19 protein-coding genes and 1 pseudogene are annotated in these 17,410 nt (G+C 61.7%); 7 read left to right on the forward strand and 13 right to left on the reverse strand.

Annotated elements, in window-relative coordinates; translation table 11 throughout:
• From G6N78_RS11540 to G6N78_RS11550, 3 genes are all read right to left on the reverse strand, one after another.
• Window positions 1-1,296: an ATP-binding protein gene (locus G6N78_RS11540; RefSeq protein ID WP_234905956.1), complete on the reverse strand. Its 1,296-nt coding sequence runs from the start codon at window positions 1,294-1,296 to the stop codon at window positions 1-3.
• 187 nt (window positions 1,297-1,483) lie between these two features.
• Window positions 1,484-2,188, reverse strand: a complete 705-nt coding sequence (locus G6N78_RS11545) for a response regulator (RefSeq protein ID WP_165218504.1) — start codon at window positions 2,186-2,188, stop codon at window positions 1,484-1,486.
• 1 nt (window position 2,189) lies between these two features.
• Window positions 2,190-2,657, reverse strand: a complete 468-nt coding sequence (locus G6N78_RS11550; RefSeq protein ID WP_165221652.1) for a MarR family winged helix-turn-helix transcriptional regulator — start codon at window positions 2,655-2,657, stop codon at window positions 2,190-2,192.
• A gap of 284 nt (window positions 2,658-2,941) precedes the next feature.
• On the opposite strand from G6N78_RS11550, the gene G6N78_RS11555 reads away from it, so the two are divergent.
• Together G6N78_RS11555 and G6N78_RS11560 are read left to right on the forward strand one after the other, a co-directional pair.
• Window positions 2,942-3,133 (forward strand): hypothetical protein, encoded by a 192-nt coding sequence (locus G6N78_RS11555; RefSeq protein WP_165218505.1) that lies wholly within the window; start codon window positions 2,942-2,944, stop codon window positions 3,131-3,133.
• A gap of 68 nt (window positions 3,134-3,201) precedes the next feature.
• The gene (locus G6N78_RS11560) at window positions 3,202-3,849 is read left to right on the forward strand and encodes an MBL fold metallo-hydrolase (protein WP_165218507.1); all 648 of its coding nucleotides are present in this window, start codon (window positions 3,202-3,204) and stop codon (window positions 3,847-3,849) included.
• Between the two features lie 141 nt (window positions 3,850-3,990).
• Here the strand turns inward: G6N78_RS11560 and G6N78_RS11565 are convergent, their stop codons facing one another.
• From G6N78_RS11565 to G6N78_RS11575, 3 genes are all read right to left on the reverse strand, one after another.
• Window positions 3,991-4,206 (reverse strand): cold-shock protein, encoded by a 216-nt coding sequence (locus G6N78_RS11565; protein ID WP_003494703.1) that lies wholly within the window; start codon window positions 4,204-4,206, stop codon window positions 3,991-3,993.
• A gap of 446 nt (window positions 4,207-4,652) precedes the next feature.
• On the reverse strand, window positions 4,653-5,543 hold the full coding sequence (locus G6N78_RS11570) for a DMT family transporter (protein WP_165218508.1): 891 nt from the start codon (window positions 5,541-5,543) through the stop codon (window positions 4,653-4,655).
• A 106-nt stretch (window positions 5,544-5,649) separates the two neighbouring features.
• A complete protein-coding gene (locus G6N78_RS11575) occupies window positions 5,650-5,985 on the reverse strand; it encodes a hypothetical protein (protein WP_165218510.1) in 336 nt (111 codons plus the stop codon).
• Window positions 5,986-6,298: 313 nt separating this feature from the next.
• Here G6N78_RS11575 and G6N78_RS11580 point away from each other — a divergent pair, with 313 nt between their 5' ends.
• The 3 genes from G6N78_RS11580 (at window position 6,299) to G6N78_RS11590 (ending at window position 8,271) form a co-directional block, all read left to right on the forward strand.
• Window positions 6,299-7,501, forward strand: a complete 1,203-nt coding sequence (locus tag G6N78_RS11580) for a pyridoxal phosphate-dependent aminotransferase (protein WP_165218511.1) — start codon at window positions 6,299-6,301, stop codon at window positions 7,499-7,501.
• A gap of 107 nt (window positions 7,502-7,608) precedes the next feature.
• Entirely contained in the window at window positions 7,609-7,881 is a 273-nt protein-coding gene (locus G6N78_RS11585; protein WP_165221655.1) for a type II toxin-antitoxin system Phd/YefM family antitoxin, read from the forward strand.
• A 3-nt stretch (window positions 7,882-7,884) separates the two neighbouring features.
• Window positions 7,885-8,271 carry a type II toxin-antitoxin system VapC family toxin gene (locus tag G6N78_RS11590; protein ID WP_165218513.1) on the forward strand — a complete coding sequence of 129 codons (387 nt, stop codon included), beginning with the start codon at window positions 7,885-7,887 and terminating at the stop codon, window positions 8,269-8,271.
• A 31-nt stretch (window positions 8,272-8,302) separates the two neighbouring features.
• Here the strand turns inward: G6N78_RS11590 and G6N78_RS11595 are convergent, their stop codons facing one another.
• Both G6N78_RS11595 and G6N78_RS11600 read right to left on the reverse strand, forming a co-directional pair.
• A complete protein-coding gene (locus G6N78_RS11595; protein WP_165218514.1) occupies window positions 8,303-9,526 on the reverse strand; it encodes a PQQ-dependent sugar dehydrogenase in 1,224 nt (407 codons plus the stop codon).
• 210 nt (window positions 9,527-9,736) lie between these two features.
• Complete coding sequence (locus G6N78_RS11600; RefSeq protein WP_165218516.1) at window positions 9,737-10,834, reverse strand: calcium:cation antiporter; 1,098 nt, start codon at window positions 10,832-10,834, stop codon at window positions 9,737-9,739.
• Window positions 10,835-11,048: 214 nt separating this feature from the next.
• Between G6N78_RS11600 and G6N78_RS11605 the strand changes: the two genes are divergently transcribed.
• Complete coding sequence (locus tag G6N78_RS11605) at window positions 11,049-11,312, forward strand: DUF2188 domain-containing protein (protein WP_165218517.1); 264 nt, start codon at window positions 11,049-11,051, stop codon at window positions 11,310-11,312.
• Between the two features lie 35 nt (window positions 11,313-11,347).
• Here G6N78_RS11605 and olsE read toward each other — a convergent pair whose 3' ends face one another.
• Both olsE and G6N78_RS11615 read right to left on the reverse strand, forming a co-directional pair.
• Window positions 11,348-12,304 (reverse strand): ornithine lipid hydroxylase OlsE, encoded by a 957-nt coding sequence (gene olsE / locus G6N78_RS11610; protein ID WP_206531564.1) that lies wholly within the window; start codon window positions 12,302-12,304, stop codon window positions 11,348-11,350.
• 68 nt (window positions 12,305-12,372) lie between these two features.
• Window positions 12,373-13,286, reverse strand: a pseudogene (locus G6N78_RS11615) (LysR family transcriptional regulator).
• Between the two features lie 110 nt (window positions 13,287-13,396).
• Here G6N78_RS11615 and G6N78_RS11620 point away from each other — a divergent pair.
• Complete coding sequence (locus G6N78_RS11620; protein WP_165221661.1) at window positions 13,397-14,419, forward strand: NAD-dependent epimerase/dehydratase family protein; 1,023 nt, start codon at window positions 13,397-13,399, stop codon at window positions 14,417-14,419.
• A 75-nt stretch (window positions 14,420-14,494) separates the two neighbouring features.
• On the opposite strand, the gene G6N78_RS11625 is transcribed toward G6N78_RS11620, so the two are convergent.
• From G6N78_RS11625 to G6N78_RS11635, 3 genes are all read right to left on the reverse strand, one after another.
• Window positions 14,495-15,616 carry an alkene reductase gene (locus G6N78_RS11625; protein WP_165218519.1) on the reverse strand — a complete coding sequence of 374 codons (1,122 nt, stop codon included), beginning with the start codon at window positions 15,614-15,616 and terminating at the stop codon, window positions 14,495-14,497.
• 44 nt (window positions 15,617-15,660) lie between these two features.
• Window positions 15,661-15,957, reverse strand: coding sequence for an ArsR/SmtB family transcription factor (locus G6N78_RS11630; protein WP_165218520.1), 297 nt, complete (start codon window positions 15,955-15,957; stop codon window positions 15,661-15,663).
• A 554-nt stretch (window positions 15,958-16,511) separates the two neighbouring features.
• Window positions 16,512-17,408 carry a LysR family transcriptional regulator VtlR gene (locus tag G6N78_RS11635; RefSeq protein WP_165221664.1) on the reverse strand — a complete coding sequence of 299 codons (897 nt, stop codon included), beginning with the start codon at window positions 17,406-17,408 and terminating at the stop codon, window positions 16,512-16,514.
• Between the last annotated feature and the right edge of the window lie 2 nt (window positions 17,409-17,410).

Consider the following 17,410-nt stretch of genomic DNA (forward strand, 5'->3'; position numbering starts at 1 on the left):
TCAGGCCGGAACCCTGACCACAGCACGAAGGCCCCCCTGCGGGCTTTCGGCGAGCGTGACGTTGCCGCCATGCGCGCGGGCAATGTCGAGTGCGATAGAGAGCCCAAGGCCGGTGCCGGACGAATTGAGATTGCGGGCCTGGTCCAGCCGGTAGAAGGGCTTGAAGACATCCTCGCGGGACGCTTCTGGAATGCCGGGGCCGTCATCGTCGAAGGTCAGCGTCAGCCATTTGGCGCTGTGGCGCGCATCCACATGCAGGCTCTTGGCATAGCGCTCAGCGTTCTGCGCCAGATTGCCGACGAGGCGGGCAAAGGCGCCGGGGCGCACCGACAAGAGATCCTCTCCCTCGATTCGATAGGTCATCTGCTTGCCGTTCAGGGCAAAATCCGCCCGGATCTTTTCCAGAAGCTCGCTCAGCTTCAGCTCGCCGAAATCCTCCTCCGCCTCGGTGCGGGCGAAGGTGAGGTATCCTTCCAGCATGCTCTGCATGTCATCGACGTCGGAACTCATGCCGGCGAGATCGGGATTGTTGCCGGCAAGCGCCAGCTGCAGCTTGAAGCGGGTCAGGATGGTGCGCAGGTCGTGACTGATGCCGGCGAGCATGGCGGTGCGCTGCTCCATCTGGCGCTCGATGCGTTCGCGCATCTGGATAAAGGCGTAACCGGCGCGGCGGATTTCGTCGGCGCCGCGTGGCACGAAGGGGCCGGCGCGCTGGCCCTTGCCAAAGCTTTCCGCCGCGTGCGCCAGCGCCAGGATCGGCCGGATCTGTCCGCGCAGGAAGAGGATCGAAATGCTGATCAGCAGCAGCGAGGTGCCGAACATCCAGACCAGGAAGATGTGGGTGTTGGCGGCATAGGTCTGGTTGCGCACGGTGAAGACCCGGAGCACCTTGTCGCCCAGCTGCAGGCGGATTTCGACCAGACGGCTGTCGCCCACCGTGTCGATCCAGAAAGGCAGGCGGATCTGCTCGTTGATCTGGTCCGCCAGGATGTCGTCGAGGATCGCGAAGAAGGGTTTCGGCCGCGGCGGCGGCAGCTGTCCGCCGGGCTCGATGGCGATGTTCATTGTCAGCTGGTCGCGGGCAATGCGGATGACATCGGCATATTCGCCATCGGGCGAGGGGAAGGTGCGGATCATCTCGATGATCGCGGCAATGTCGCGGGTGGTGCCCTGGGCGAGGCGTTCGGTGACGTTGCGCCAGTGGCGTTCCATGAAGACGGCGGAAACCACCGTTTGGGTCAGCAGCATGGGGATCACGACGATCAGCACGGTGCGCAGGTAGAGCCCGGTCGGCATGCGGCGCTTCAGCCAGCGGCCGAGCGGTGCCCAGCCGGGCGGCGCCTTCAACAGGCCGCGCTTTTCGCGCAGCCAGCCAAGATCGCGCCCCAAGCGCTCGCGGATCACGACCGCGTTTTTCCTGGCAGCCTCTGCGACGCCCTTCATGCCCGTCCTTCCGGTTGCCTCGATCCGATGCTTGTCCGTCTCAGTCTATACTGAGACGATAGCCCACACCACGCACGGTCTGCAGGTAGACCGGGTTGGCGGGGTCATCCTCGATCTTGCGGCGCAGCCGGTTGATCTGGACGTCGATCGTCCGCTCGCCGACTTCCGCATCGTCGCCGATCAGTTCGTGGCGGGGAATGGTGTCGCCGGCCCGCAGCGCGAACAGCAGCATGATCTCCTGCTCCCGGTCCGTCAGGCGGATCGTTTCGGCGGCGCGACGCAACTCCTTGCGGGCAATCGAAAAGGTGAAAGGGCCGAACATGATCTGGTCGATCTTCGGCGTATCCGCCTGCACGTTGCGGCGCAGGATGTTGTTGATGCGCAGAACCAGTTCGCGCGGATCGAACGGTTTTGGCAGGTAGTCGTCGGCGCCGGCCTCAAGGCCCTCGATGCGGGATTGGGCTTCGGCCCGTGCGGTCAGGAGGATGATCGGGATCGCCCGCTTTTCCCGCATCGACTGGGTGAGCGAAATACCCGTTTCGCCCGGCATCATCACGTCGAGGATGATCAGATCGAAATCGAGGCCTTCCAGCTTGCGGCGGGCTTCGGCTGCGTCGCCGGCGACCGTCACACGAAAACCCTGATCCATCAGGTAGCGATGCAGAAGATCGCGAATGCGGGTGTCGTCATCCACCACCAGAAGGTGGGCTGCGTCATCGGAAAGGGACACGCTACCATTACCCATCTCAGTCGCCCTCGGTTTCGACAGTTTCCAGACCCTCTGCGCGTCCGCGCATGGCGCGCAGGAATGTCAGCACGCCTTCCCGTTGCTCCGGCGACAGATCCTGCATTGCATCGGATATGCGGCGGGACTGAGGCTCGGACAGGGCCAGCGCCAGCTCGCGGCCGGCCAAGGTGGGATAAAGCCGCCGCTGGCGGCGATCCTTGGCGCCGGCCATCTGGCGGATATAGCCGCTATCGATCAACTGCTTCAGCACGCGGGCCAGGCTCTGCTTGGTGATCTGCAGGATTTCCAGCAGGTCCGTCACCATCATGCCCGGCTGCCGGCAAACGAAATAGACGACGCGGTGATGCGCGCGCCCCATCTCGATCTTGGCGAGAATGGCATCCGGATCGGAGACGAAATCACGATAGGCGAAAAAGAAGAGTTCGATCGTTTCAAAGTCGATCTTGCTTTCATCGACAGCCGGCATCGGCGGTAGCGCCTTCTTGACGGCTTTGGCGGTCGATCCCGATGGCACCTGTCATTCCTTTCATGCCTTCATGCGCCAGCAACGGGTTACATCGGTCGGCTGGCGCCCGCGACGCTTGCAGTTGCGCTCTCTGATTAATCGCGAAGCGCCCCAACAATCAACCGGATTGTCAGAAAGACACACAGGGGCGGGCTTCTTTCGCATGCCGACCAGAGAGAGCCCGATGTAGGGGAACCTTTCCTGTTGCACCTCGTTGCGACGCTATTGGAATTCGGAGAGATAACATGGCCTTGGCATCGTACACGGATGATCTTCAGCTGCGCGGCGACGCACGTCAGAAATCGGTCGGGCACCCGTTGCGGCCTGTGCTGATCACGGTTTTTAGCCTGAAACTGGCCGTCGCCGCCGTTCTTCTCGGCTGCGTGTCGCTGGCGCCGCCTGTCTCGGCGCAAGGTGGATACTCCTCCGCGGACTGATTTTTGCTGCGCAGCCGGACGAACGGTCTTATACCCGAAGGCCATTCTTCCCGAGACAGCGAGGCATCATGGGTCAGCTTCAAGCCGGTATCATCCCGGTCACGCCATTCCAGCAAAACTGCACCATTCTGTTCGACAGCGAGACAAAGGACGCCGTGGTGGTCGATCCCGGCGGCGATGTTGCGCGCATCGTCGAGGTGCTGGGCGAGCAGGGGCTGACAGTCAGGGAAATCTGGATCACGCATGGCCATATCGATCATGCCGGTGGCGCCGACGAATTGCGTGAGGTCACGGGTGTTCCGGTCATCGGCCCGCACGAGGCCGACAAACCGCTTCTCGATATTCTCGACACCCGCGCTGCAGCTCTCGGCTTTGATATTCCCGCGCGCAAGCTGACGCCGGACCGCTGGCTGAACGAAGGAGATGTGGTCTCTCTTGGGGAGCACACCTTCGAGGTGTTCCACTGCCCCGGCCATGCGCCGGGCCATGTCATCTTTTTTAACCGCGACATGCGCTTCTGCATCATGGGCGACGTCTTGTTCAACGGCTCGATCGGTCGGACCGATTTGCCGGGCGGAAACCACCAGCAGCTTCTGGACAGCATTCGCGATAAGGTTCTGCCGCTCGGCGATGATGTGGGTTTTCTGTGCGGCCATGGGCCAGGAAGCCGGATCGGCGACGAACGCCGCAGCAATCCGTTTCTGCGCGGGCTCTGAAGGCGCGGACGGGGGCGGGCCAGAAAGGTTCCCCCCGGCAACAGAAAGACATCGCCGTGCCGGTGGATACGACGTGGCATACGAATAAAAAAACCCGGCAAGACTGCCGGGCTTCAACTCGAAAAGAAAGACGTAAAGGGATCAGCCGGCAATCTGCAGATTGACTGCCTTCGGGCCCTTGCCGCGACGATCCGGTTCCGTGTCGAAGCTTACTTTCTGGTTTTCTGAGAGACCGGACAGGCCGGAAGCCTGGACGGCAGAAATATGGACGAAGATATCGGCTCCGCCATTATCAGGCTTGATAAAGCCGAAGCCCTTGTCGGTGTTGAAGAATTTTACAGTGCCAGTCTCGGCCATGCATCAGGTCCTTTTTCCTCTGTCCGTGTTCAGCGGCGGACAGCATCACGATGTTGCCCACGAGGGGCAGGCGGCAGGCATTTCGAAAATGGAGGAAAGGGGCCCGTATTACCGCGTGGGATGAGAGAAGCCATCATGCCGATTTTTCTTCCTTCGTTCCCCCGCTCGGAAGTTTTGGCGCTTCCGAAACGCTTATTATAGCTCTTCCCATGCTCGCAAATTGCCCGAACATCCACAGAGTGCTGTGTTTATCGAAAATTGGCAAGAAAAAGTTTTCTAACCTTGAGCCCTAGACAGCGAAAAGATGTAAAGGCGGCCTGCAACACGATGGTTTTGGCGAAAATGCCGAGCCTTGGCACTCCTATGGGTGCCGAAATCTCGACCCCTGGTTGTCTGTCGACGCTCTCAGGCCGGCTGCCGAAGGTCGGTTTTTGATCGGCAGCTATCTAATAGGTAGAGTTTCGCCGTTTCAGCAGTTCAGGCACCAGTTCGACCGTCAACATCGCAAGTAAGATCAGCGCACAGCCAAAATAACCTGCTGCCGGCAAGGTTTCGCCAAGCAACGCTGCGCCGAAAAAGGCACCGAACAAGGCTTCCGATGACAAAAAGATCGCGGCCTGCGGAGCCGTCGTGTAACGCTGGCCGATAACCTGCAGCACAAAAGCAAGTCCTGACGATATGAGGCCGACGTAGAGAATTTCGCCGAGCGAATTTTCGATCGCCGCAAGCGAGACGGGTTCCCACGCCATGCCAAAGGCGATGGAGAGCAGGGCGCAGGTGGCAAACTGCGTGGCGGACAGCGCAAGCGGCCGAGCGGAGCGGGCGACGAAGCGGCCGGCGAGCACGATCTGCAGGGCCCAGAACACCGCGCAGGTGACGCTCCACAGATCTCCCGTCGACATGGCGGTGAGGGAGCCGCCGCTCAAGAGGAAGATACCGGAAAGTGCAATCAGCGCCACCGGCCAGATGATCCAGTGCGGTGCCTGACGGAACAACAGCACGGAGATGACCGGCACGAAGACGACGTAGAGACCGGTCAGGAAAGCGGAGTTCGTCACCGTCGTGGTGGTGAGCCCGATCTGCTGGGTGATCGCGCCACCGAAGAGCGCCGTGCCCACAAGAATAAAGGCAAGCAGGTCCATTCGGCGCGGGGGCGAGCCTTGGCGTTTCTGCTCCAGAAGAGCAAAGGGGAGAACGGCGATCGCGGCGATGGCAAACCGCAGGCCGACGAACCAGAAGGGGCCGATTGAATCCATGGCGGTCGCCTGAGCGACGAAACCGCCACCCCAGATGGCGGCGGCCAGCAGCAAAACAAGGTTCGCCTGGAGGCGGGTCATAAGGTCGGTCCTTGCGGAAGGGGGCGCTCAAACGGCAGGTGCGCCCCTCTATCAGCAGACCCGCATCGTCGCAAGCCGAGGCCTGGTCCGCAGACCGCCGCTCAGGTCAGGAGCGGCTGATGCGGCCGCCATGGCTGCGCGCACGGTCTTCGGCGCTCAGCGACTGGCGGAAACTGCGCCGCCAGAGGCCTGCAGCTGCAATTGAGAAGGTCAGGATCAGCCCGCCATAAAGGACGCGCTGATCCGGCGTCGGCGTGCGGTCGAGGAGCAATTGCGGAGTGACCACTTCGGACCAGGTGCGGATCTCCGCTGCACCGGCGGTATCGACAAGCACCAGCATCATGACGGCGCAGGCCGCCAATGCGGTGATGGCAACCCACAGACTGATGCCCTTGCGACGGAAACGCAGACGCGTTGTCGTTTCTTCATCATCCAGGAACATGGCGGTTTCCTCTTCACTGCTCTTGCCGTGCGTCAGAGAAAACCGCCGGAAAGCGTCTCCACAAGGACCGATTTAAGGCAGTCACTGGCATTTATTGCGGCGAAAACAAGGCGCTATTAACAGTGGTTAATTTGTCACGTCACGCGGCTGTCATATGAGCTCCCGCTCATCCGCACAGGCACTGGCCGATGCTCTGCCAGGATGCGCCGGAATCTCACCTGCCGGCCTTGAATTTGCGGGTTTCTTTCGACATAGAAGGCGACGGCAACACCAGACTGGTCTGCCGTTTCAACAGCTTCAGGATCCCATCATCATGGCCTTTCTTGCCGATGCACTTTCCCGCGTAAAGCCGTCCGCCACCATCGCCGTTTCGCAGAAAGCTCGCGAGCTGAAAGCCAAGGGACGCGACGTGATCGGACTTGGCGCCGGCGAGCCGGATTTCGATACGCCGGACAATGTGAAACAGGCAGCCATCGATGCGATCAATCGCGGCGAGACCAAATACACGCCGGTTTCCGGCATTCCGCAGCTGCGCGAGGCGATTGCCGCCAAGTTCAAGCGCGAAAACGGCCTCGACTACACACCGGCCCAGACGATCGTCGGCACCGGCGGCAAGCAGATCCTCTTCAACGCCTTCATGGCGACGCTGAATGCCGGCGACGAAGTGATCATTCCGGCGCCATACTGGGTCTCGTACCCGGAAATGGTGGCGCTGTGCGGTGGCACGCCGGTCTTCGTCTCGACGACGCAGGAAAACAACTTCAAGCTCCAGGCCGCCGATCTCGAAAAGGCGATCACGCCGAAGACCAAGTGGTTCGTGTTCAACTCGCCGTCCAACCCGTCGGGTGCTGCCTATAGCCATGACGAACTGAAGGCGCTGACGGATGTGCTGGTCAAGCACCCGCATGTCTGGGTGCTGACGGACGACATGTACGAGCACCTGACCTTCGGCGATTTCAAGTTCGCGACGCCGGTCGAAGTCGAGCCGAAGCTCTATGACCGCACGCTCACCATGAACGGCGTGTCGAAGGCCTATGCAATGACCGGCTGGCGTATCGGTTACGCCGCCGGCCCGCTGGAGCTGATCAAGGCCATGGACATGATCCAGGGCCAGCAGACCTCCGGCGCCTCCTCGATCGCCCAGTGGGCCGCTGTGGAAGCACTGAATGGCCCGCAGGATTTCGTCGCCAAGAACAAGAAGATCTTCGAGGGCCGCCGTGACCTCGTCGTGTCGATGCTGAACCAGGCCAAGGGCATTTCCTGCCCGAACCCGGAAGGCGCCTTCTACGTCTATCCGTCCTGCAAGGGGCTGATCGGCAAGACGGCACCCTCGGGCAAAGTGATCGAGACGGACGAGGATTTCGTCACCGAGCTTCTGGAAACGGAAGGCGTTGCCGTCGTGCACGGCTCGGCCTTCGGTCTCGGTCCGAACTTCCGCATCTCCTATGCAACCTCGGAAGAACAGCTGGAAGAGGCCTGCCGCCGCATTCAGCGCTTCTGCAACGCCTGCCAGTAAGCATTCGCATTCCTGATGTTGGAAAGGGCTCGTCAGCGATGGCGGGCCCTTTCGCCGTTCTTTGGGCGTCGTTGACGGTCGAAGGTCGCGGGCGTACACTTGTCGGCATGAAAACTGTGTCTATCGCCGAAGCTCAAGACCGTTTTGACGAACTCGCCCAGCAAGTCGAGAAGGGCGAGACCGTGACCGTCACGCGTGATGGCCGACCGGTGTTCGATATTGTGCCGCGTGAAGGCGTGGCACAGAAGAAGGGCGGGATCGACTGGGAAGCGGGTCAGGCCTATCTCCGCTCGATCGGAATAAAGGATCCGTTTCCCTACATCGCAGATGATTTTGATGATCCTCTGCCCGAGGATTTTCTTCTGCGACCATTGCCTTGAGCAATGGCTGTTCTCCTCGACACCCACATAGTCATTGCGTTCTTGCGAAATTCGTTTCGCACGCAGTTTCCGCAGGTACACCGGCTTCTGGAAGGATCAGCGGCAGATGGTTATGTCAGCGTAGCCAGCCTTTGGGAGATCGCGATCAAGCATAGATTGGGTAAGCTGGACATCGACGTGCCTCTTGAACGCATGCCGGACAGCTTGACCGCCAGCGGCCTGACGATCCTGCCGATCGAAATCCCCCACGTCCTCACTGCCGCCGATCCGGAGCCGCCGACGCGCGATCCCTTCGACCGGCTTCTGCTGGCGCAGTGCCAGGTCGAAGGGCTGCAGCTCGTGACCATCGACCGGGCGCTGGTCGAGCATCCGCTGGCGTTCCGGTTCTGACCCTGTTCGGGGCCAGAACCGATGCCAGGGATCAGGCCTTGGTCAGCTTCACGATGGTGGAGCCGCCGCCGCCGCGCTGTTCGGTGACGGCGTAGACGGCGCCGTCCGGTCCGACCTTCACGTCCCGAATGCGCGCCTCGAGCGGCACGCGCTCCTCGTGTTTCACCCGGTCGTTTTCCATGTGCAAAACGACAACGCCTTGGGACACGAGACCGCCGACAAGCAGCGCGCCCTTCCATTCGGGAATGGCATCGCCATCGTAATAGGCCATGCCTGAGGGGGCGATCACCGGGTCCCAGTAATAGACGGGCTGCTCTGTGTTGGACATCTTGGTAATGCCCTGGCCAACCGGGGCGCCGCTATATTCGACACCGTAGGTGACCTCCGGCCAGCCATAGTTCTTGCCTGCCAGTGGCAGGTTCAACTCGTCACCGCCGCGGGGCCCGTGTTCCACCGTCCAGAGCCGTCCCTCGCCATCGATGGTCGCGGATTGCAGGTTGCGGTGGCCGAGCGACCAGATTTCCGGCTGCGCATTGTTCTGGCCGATAAACGGGTTGCCCTCGAAGGGCTCGCCCTGCTGGGTAATTCGGAAGATCTTGCCGAGGCCGCTGTCGAGATCCTGCGCTTGGACACGCGGCTCCCGGTCGGAGCGCTCTCCGACCGTCACGTAGAGTTCCCCCTGAGGTCCGAAGGCGAGGCGGGAGCCGAAATGCTTGTTGCCGTCATAGCTCGGCATCTGGCGGAAGATCACCTCGACATTGTCCAGTTGTCCGCCGCCATTTTCATTCGGCACCAGTTTGGCGGAGGCGACCGAGGTGCCGTTGCCGTCTTCACGCTCCTCCGAGAAGGAGAAGAAGATGCGGCCGGTTTCTGGATAATCCGGCGCCAAAGCGACGTCGAGCAGACCGCCCTGGCCGTTTGCCAGCACTTTCGGGACGCCACTGATGGCAGGGCCGGCCTCACCCTCTTCGGAGATGATGTGCATCGCGCCCTGCTTCGCCGTCACCAGCATGCGGCCATCGGGCAGGAACTCCATGGCCCAGAGATGCGGCAGTCCTTCGGCCACGGTCTCGCGCTTGATTTCCGGCATCGTTGCCGGCTGCGGGGCGCGCGTCTGGTTGGCGAAGGCCGGCTCCTGGCTCGGCGCATTCGGCGCGCCGCGCTCGGCGGGCTGGCCCGCCTGCTGGGCGAGCGCCGGAAGCGCCAGGGTTGCCGACAGGATGGTGCTGGCAAGGATAGATGGCAGTCGTGTCATGAGCTTCTCCCGAAATCTGTGCGACCCGTCCTGGGTGCGCGACGCATCCGGCCGCCTCTGGCGACCCTCCAATCAGGGATGTAGGGCAAGAGCCGAGCACTTGCCGCCGGTCACTACTTCAAGTTTGCTTTATCGACAGTTGATCTTCGCTGTAACGTCGCTGCCATGCCGATTGCAAGCCTGGCATCAGCCTCCTGACAGTCTCCTGTTTCAAAGGCCGAGCAAGGTCAGGACCACGAAAGTGGCAAACAGCACGAAATGCGTCATGCCTTCGATGGCATTCGTTTCCCCGTCGTTGAGGTTGATGGCCGCAGCAATCAGCGTGATCGTCACCATCACCGTCTGGACGGGCGTCATCGCCATGATGAAGGGCTGTCCGGTGTAAAGCGCGATCGCTTCCATTACCGGCACGGTGAGGATGACGGTGGAGAGGGAGGCGCCCATCGCGACGTTGACGACGGCCTGCATGCGATTGCGCAGAGCGGCCCGCAGCGCCGTCAGAATTTCCGGTGCGGCGGAAATCGCCGCGACGATCACCGCCATCAGGGCCGGCGGCGCACCGGTTCCCTCCAGTCCGGTGCCGATAAAGGCCGACATGAATTCCGCCAGGAGGCCAATCAGCGCAACGCCGATGAGGATGATGGTGATCGAGGCAGCCGTGGACCCGTGCTGTGGCGCCGGCTGGGCCGGGCCGCCTGCCGCCGCCTGTGTCTGTCTTGGATAGCTGTAGGAAAAGAAATAGCTGTGGGCGCCAACCTGCATGCGCAGGAACAGACCGTAGAGCGCGATCATCGCGACAATGGTGAAGGCGGAATAATAGTGCCAGCGATCCTTTGGGACGAATTCCGGCACCACCATAGAGATGCCCATGGCGGTCAAGATCATCACGCCATAGGTCTTGCCGGAATTGTCATTATACGGTTGTTCGCCGTGGCGCAGGCCGCCGAGAAGTGCAGCAAGCCCCAGGATGCCGTTGATATCCAGCATCACGGCGGAGTAGATCGTGTCGCGCACCAGCGTCGGGGAGTTGCTGCTGTTCATCAGGATGGCCAGGATCAGCACCTCCACCGCGACCGCCGAGAGCGTGAGGATCATCGTGCCATACGGGTCCCCCACCTTGTGGGCGAGGACCTCCGCGTGATGCGCAACGCGGGTCGAGGTCAACACGATCACGCCGATGAGGAGGGCTGCGGCTATCAAGGCCGCCACCTGTCCGGCGGCGAGAACGGGATGTTCGGTGAAAAACGCGAGCCCCGCCGCCAGCATCGCCACCAGAAGAAACTTTTCCCGTTTGATGACTGATGGCATTCTCTATCCCGCGCGTTCGTGTGGAGGGGCCATTTAAGGCGCTTCACGACACTATCAAGTTTCCGCGATGGCGGCAGTCAATCGGTAAGCGCCTGATCGATCCACGCTTTGTCGAATGACCGATCCGGACGCGACGGAACCGAAGGCCGGGCTTGCGAATTGCGTCAGCGGACGGGCGAGCGCCAAAAGCCAGAAGACCAACAGGAGGAATTCCATGACCAAGGTGACCTACAAGATCGTGCAGCATGATGGCGGCTGGGCGTACCGGGTGGACGACGTGTTTTCCGAAACCTTTCCCACGCATGACGATGCGCTCGCCGCAGCGCGGATCGCCGCGGCCGAACAGCAGGTCGGCGGCGAGCCGGAAGAGATTAGCTGGCAGGATTCGACCGGCAAATGGCATGTCGAACACAGCGATGGCGGAGACAGGCCGGAAGCCGAAGTGGTGGATGATGCCACGGGCGCGGCATCCCGCTGAGATCGACTGTCTTCCTCGGGCCCCGGCGCCTTGCATCAGGGGGACGAGCTTGCCTCGTCCGCTGCAATGGCGTCGCTTGGCGCGGGTGGCGCGGTCGCGGGTTTTGGGGCCTTGCCCAGGATCTGGCGGGCACCCTTGCGTGAAAAGGGCTGGACCAGTTGGCCGAAAAAGCCCGGCGCAACGCGGCCAGTGATGCCGATATCGGTCGAGGGCGCGCGCGGCGGGTTAAAATACGTGCCGAAAATCTGGTCCCAGAGGATGAGATTCTCGCCGTAATTGGTATTGCCCTCGGCGACCACGCGCGAATGGTGCCACCGGTGCAGGCGCGGCGTGCTGAAGACGAGGTCGAGCGGCCCGGTTTTCACGTCGATATTGCAGTGGGTGAGAATGCCGATGAAGGCGGTCACGGCGCCGATCCAGAGAAAGACCGGCAGCGGTGCGCCGAGCAGATAAAGCGGGATCTGGCTGAGCGCGATCTTGAAGCCGGAATCGATGAAATGGAAACGGCCGGTATTGACCACCCAGAGCCGGGTGACGCTGTGATGCAGCGCGTGGAAGCGCCAGAGGAACAGGTTTTCGTGCGCAAAGCGATGCGCGGCATAGAGGCCGAGTTCGGCGATGATCAGCCCGAGCACCACCTGCAGCGTCAGCGGCAGGGCCTGCGGCCAGAGATCGAATTGCGGATGCGTCAGCGGCTGGACAAGGGTGGCAATGCCCATCGGCAGTGAGGCGCCGATCGCCGCGCAAACCTGGACCGCGCCCTTGCTCAACAGCGTGTGTGCCAGGTTGTTGAAGGTTTCGCCATCCGGTGCCAGCCACTCCCGGTCATAGGGCATCAGCCGTTCTGCAATCGCGATGAGCATGACGATGCTCAGATAGACGACGTTGAACCAGAAGAGGGGCGCATCCGACTGGAAGGCGATGTGGCTGCCGATCAGCCCGGCAACGAGGAAAAGCGGCCAGAGGCTGCATGACACAAGATTGTAAAACACCCGAACATCGTGCTCCGGCTGCGGCCAATCATTCTTTTATAACGAAGCCGTTCGGTCTCCGTCTACTGTTATCGCGGGGCGCCGATGTAGTCCTGCAGGCCGGAAACCAGACCGTCGAACGTCTTGCGGTAGCGTGGTGTGCTCTTCAGATCTTCGTGCATGGCAACAAAGGTCGGCAAGGTCAGTCGGAACTCCGGAAAGAGGTTCACGAGATCGGAATTGCGTGCGGCCAGCCGTGTCTGGCAGAAGCCAATGCCGACACCGGCGCGGATCGCCGCCAGTTGCGCGAGATTGCTGTCGGCGCGAAAGGACCAGCACGGCTGGTCCGGGTCTGGGAAGTCCGGTGCGCGCTGCCCGATCTCACCGATCATGGCGCGGATGAAGGCGGTGCTGCGATCATACCCGATGATGCAGTGGGCGCTCAGTTCGGCAAGCGAGGCCGGCCTGCCGCGGCGAGTCAGATAGTCGACATGCGCGTACAGACCGAGATCGATCTCGCCGATATGGCGGATCAACAGGGCTTCCTGTTTCGGCTCCGTCATCCGTACCGCAATATCGGCCTCGCGCCGCAGCAGATCCTCCACCGCATCCGAGAGCGACAGTTCCAGTCCGAGCCGGGGATGAGCCTCCTGCAGCCGCGCCAGGATCGGCGGCAGGACTTCGACGCCGATCACGTCGCTCGAGCTGATCCTGACGGTGCCTTCGACTTCGTTGAGAGGGCTCCGGACGCCTGGCGCCGCAGCGCGGCGGCAGTCGAGGAGAGTGACTGCGCATAGGGTTTGACGGCAAGCGCGAGCTCTGTCGGCAGAAGGCCCTGCTGCGAGCGGGTGAACAGGGCGTGGCCCAGCGCCCGCTCCAGTTCGTCCACGTGCCGCCCGACGGTCGGCTGGGTCAAGCCCAGCGCGCGGGCGGCGCCTGATAAGGAGCCGGCATTCAGCACGCCCAAAAAGGTTCGATAGAGGTTCCAGTCCGGATCATTCATTTTTGAATATCATCCATCCGCATTCGGCGAATTTCTTATATTGCAAAGCCGGTTGATACTCCAGCCATCGAAACCAGGGAGATCCCGTCATGTCCGTCGAAAATGCTGTAATGATGAGTGAAAAGCCTCTGGCGCTGGTGCTGGGTGCCACCGGCGGGATCGGCGGAGCGGTTGCCCGCCGATTGATGCTGAAGGGCTGGAGGGTGCGGGCGCTGAACCGCAGGGCGTCCGAGGCCGCGCTGCGGGAGCCGGCCTTTGACTGGGTCAAGGGCGATGCCATGAATGCCGATGATGTTCTGCTCGCGGCAGAAGGCGCAAGCCTGATTGTTCACGCGGTCAATCCGCCCGGCTACCGGGATTGGGACAAGCTCGTCCTGCCGATGCTCGACAATACCATCGCCGCCGCCCGGAAAAGCGGGGCACGGATCCTGCTGCCGGGCACCGTCTACAATTATGGGCCGGATGCCTTTCCGCTGATTGCCGAAGACAGCCCGCAACTCCCGCTGACGCGCAAGGGCGCCATCCGCGTCGAGATGGAACGCCGGCTGAAGGCTGCCTCGGAAGAGGGAGTGAGTGTGTTGATCGTGAGGGCCGGCGATTTCTTCGGGCCGGGCGCCGTCAATAGCTGGTTTTCCCAAGGGCTGGTTGCGGGCGGCCGTCCGCTCCGGACGATCAAGCGCCTCTCGAAGCCCGGGATTGGGCACCAGTGGGCCTATCTGCCGGATGTCGCCGAAACCATGGTGCGGCTGGTGGAGGAGGGGGATCGCTTGTCCTGCTTCGAGACCTTTCACATGGGTGGCGTCTGGGATCACGATGGGCTGCAGATGATCGACGCCATCCAGCGTGCTGTCGAGCCGCCGCTGAGGGTCAGCCGGTTTCCCTGGTGGGCACTGATGCTGGCGAGCCCCTTCGTTCCCTTGCTTCGGGAGATCCGGGAAATGCGCTACCTCTGGCAGCGGCCGGTGCGCTTGTCGAATGTGAAGCTGCGCGCATTCCTCGGCCAGGAGCCGTCGACACCGCTCGATACGGCCATCCGGTCAACCCTGGATGCGCTGGGGTGCCTGCCGGCGGAGCAGTCCTTAGCGCCGATCAAGCAGCGCCTGCAGGCCGGTGACGTGGCCGAGCTTTCCTGACTCCAGGAAGGCCGACATGCTCTCAGTGTTGCACGAGGCCCGCGCGAGCGGGCCTCGTTGTGTCTGTCGTTACGGTTATTCGGCAGCGTCGAGCGCCGGATAGTCGGTGTAGCCTTCCGCGCCACCGCCATAGAGCGTCTTCGGGTTGATCTCGTTCCAGGCGGCGCCATCCCTGATGCGGCGGACGAGGTCCGGATTGGCGATGAAGGGCTTGCCGAAGGACACGAGATCCGCCTTGCCGCTTTCAACCGCCTCCTTGGCCGTTTCTGCGGTGTAACCGTTGTTGACCATCCAGGCGCCCTTGCCGCCGGCAGCGACATAGGCCTGCTTGAAGGCAGCGTAGTCGAAGCTCGTGCCTTCGTACTGATGGTCGCGCGGGCCGCCGGTGGCGCCTTCGATCACATGGATGAAGGCGAGGTCGCGGCTGGCGAGCTGTTCGACCACGGCATTGAAGACGGCCTGCGGATTGCTGTCGCGGACGTCGTTGGCCGGCGTGGTCGGCGACAGGCGGATGCCGGTCCTGCCGCCACTGATTTCCTTGGCCACGGCGTCCACCACCTCGAGCGTCAGGCGGATGCGGTTCTCGATCGAGCCGCCATAGGCGTCCGTGCGCTGGTTGGCGCCGTCCTTCATGAACTGGTCGAGCAGATAGCCGTTGGCGGCGTGGATTTCGACGCCATCAAAACCGGCGTCCACGGCGGCGCGGGCCGCCTTGCGGAAATCCTCGACAATGCCGGGCAGTTCGGAAAGTTCGAGGGCGCGCGGTTCCGAGGTTTCGGCAAAGCCGCCGGTGCCATCCTCGTTGATGATATAGGTCTTCGACTTGGCGGCAATCGCGGAGGGAGCGACCGGTGCGCCACCATTCGGCTGCAGCGACACATGCGAGATGCGGCCGACATGCCAGAGCTGCGTGACGATCTTGCCGCCGCGGGCGTGCACGGCATCGGTCACCTTTTGCCAGCCGGCGAGCGCTTCCGGAAGATAGAGGCCCGGAACATCGGCATAGCCCTGACCCTGCTGGGTGATGGCGGTGCCTTCCGACACGATCAGGCCGGCGGTCGCACGCTGCTCGTAGTAGACGACGTTGAGGTCGTTCGGGACGGCCTTCGGCGAGCGATTGCGCGTCAGCGGGGCCATCACGATCCGGTTCTTCAGGGTGAGATCGCCAAATGTGACGTCATCGAACAATGTCGGCATGGGGTATATCCTTTTCATCGGGATGGAGAGAGGTGAAGGGACGCTCAGAGCGTTTCCCCGAGATGGGCGAGGAAGGCGCGAATGGCTTCCTCGTTCCGGTGGTAGAAGGTCCACTGGCCAACCTTGGTGATTGTCACCAGGCCCGCCTTTTCGAGTGTCGCCAGATGCGCCGAGACGGTGGACTGCGACAGTCCACAGCGCTTTTCGAACTGGTTGGCGCAGATGCCCATGTCCAGGGGGTGGGCCTGCGAGGAAAAATGCGCTTCCGGCTGTCGCATCCATTCGAGGAACTCGACACGAACCGGATGCGAGAGCGCCTTGAGGATCTCAGTCTTGTCCACGGTGCAATCCTTAAATCGTTCTACAGCGATATATAGATCGACGAAGGACGATTTAAAGGGGAGCAATGCTGCAGGGCAAAAAAAAGGGCTGCAGATTTCTCTGAAGCCCGAAGGTGTGAAGGTTGTTTGAACCTCCAGAGGGGAACAGCCGGTGCGGGCAACGAGGGGATGTCGCCAAAGTGCGCCAGCTACCGTGAATATGGTGCCAGCATGGGAACCTCACAAGGGGGAACCGACCGTTTCGATGGATTTTTTAGCCGTTACGGAAAACCGCAGGTAAAAAAAGAGGGCCACCGGATTGCTCCAGGGCCCTATAAGTTTGAAGGTCAATTAAACCTCCAGAGGGGAACAGCTGCTGCGGTGGAACTGGGAGGAAAAGCCACCATGTGCATCAGCTGTGTGCGATATGGTGCTTTCTTGTGCAGTGAACAATCCTTTTTTGTGCACGACAGCCATGCGCCTGGAGCAGGGCTGGAGAAAGGATTGGTGCGCAGCTTTCCAGCGTTTCGGAAACTCGCCAGGAAATCAACGGCTTGGGGCCTATTGGATAGCCCTTAGAAGCTCCAGTTGCGCGCCTTGGCGACGATGAAATCCCGAAACACTTTCAGCTTCGCCGCATTTTTCATCTCGTCCGGATAGCAGAAATAGGTGTCGAAGGACGGAATGTCGGCATTGATGGCGAGCTGAATCAGTCCCGGATCGCGGCCAACGATGTAATCCGGCAGAACGGCGATGCCGATTCCGAGCAGGCAGGCGCGCTTGATCGACGTCTGGCTGTTGATCTGCAGGTGCGGCAGGCGCGGATTGTCGGAGTTGCGGCCGGCATATTCCAGCCAGTTGACGTCCAGCAGATAGTTTGGCGCCGGTTCACCGAAGGTGATGATGCGGTGGTGGTCGAGATCCTCGATCGTCTGCGGTTCGCCAAACCGGTTGATATAGGAGGGCGCCGCATAAACGTGCATGTGCACGGTAAACAGCTTGCGCTGGATGAGATCGGATTGCTGAGGCTGGCGCAGGCGGATGGCGCAATCGGCGTGGCGCATATTCACATCCAGTTCCTCGTTGTCGAGGATGAGCTGGATCGACATTTCCGGGTACAGCTGCAGGAATTCCTGCACCTTGTCGGTCAGCCAGCCCTGGCCGAGGCCGACGGTGGTGGTGACGCGCAGTTTGCCGCTTGGCTTTTCCGTCGTCTCCGTCAGCTGCACCTTCACGGTTTCCAGCTTCAGAAGCACGTCGTGAGCGGTGCGATAGAGGAGTTCGCCCTGTTCGGTCAGGATCAGGCCGCGCGCATGGCGGTGGAAGAGCTTGACGCCCACATCCTGTTCCAGCGCGCTGACCTGGCGGCTGATGGCCGACTGGGACAGATGCAGCTTGTCGGCCGCATGCGTGAAGGAGCCGGCCTCTGCGGCGGCGTGAAAAATACGCAGTTTGTCCCAGTCGAGTGGCACTA

It is taken from the genome of Allorhizobium pseudoryzae, from assembly GCF_011046245.1.
GTDB lineage: Bacteria > Pseudomonadota > Alphaproteobacteria > Rhizobiales > Rhizobiaceae > Neorhizobium > Neorhizobium pseudoryzae.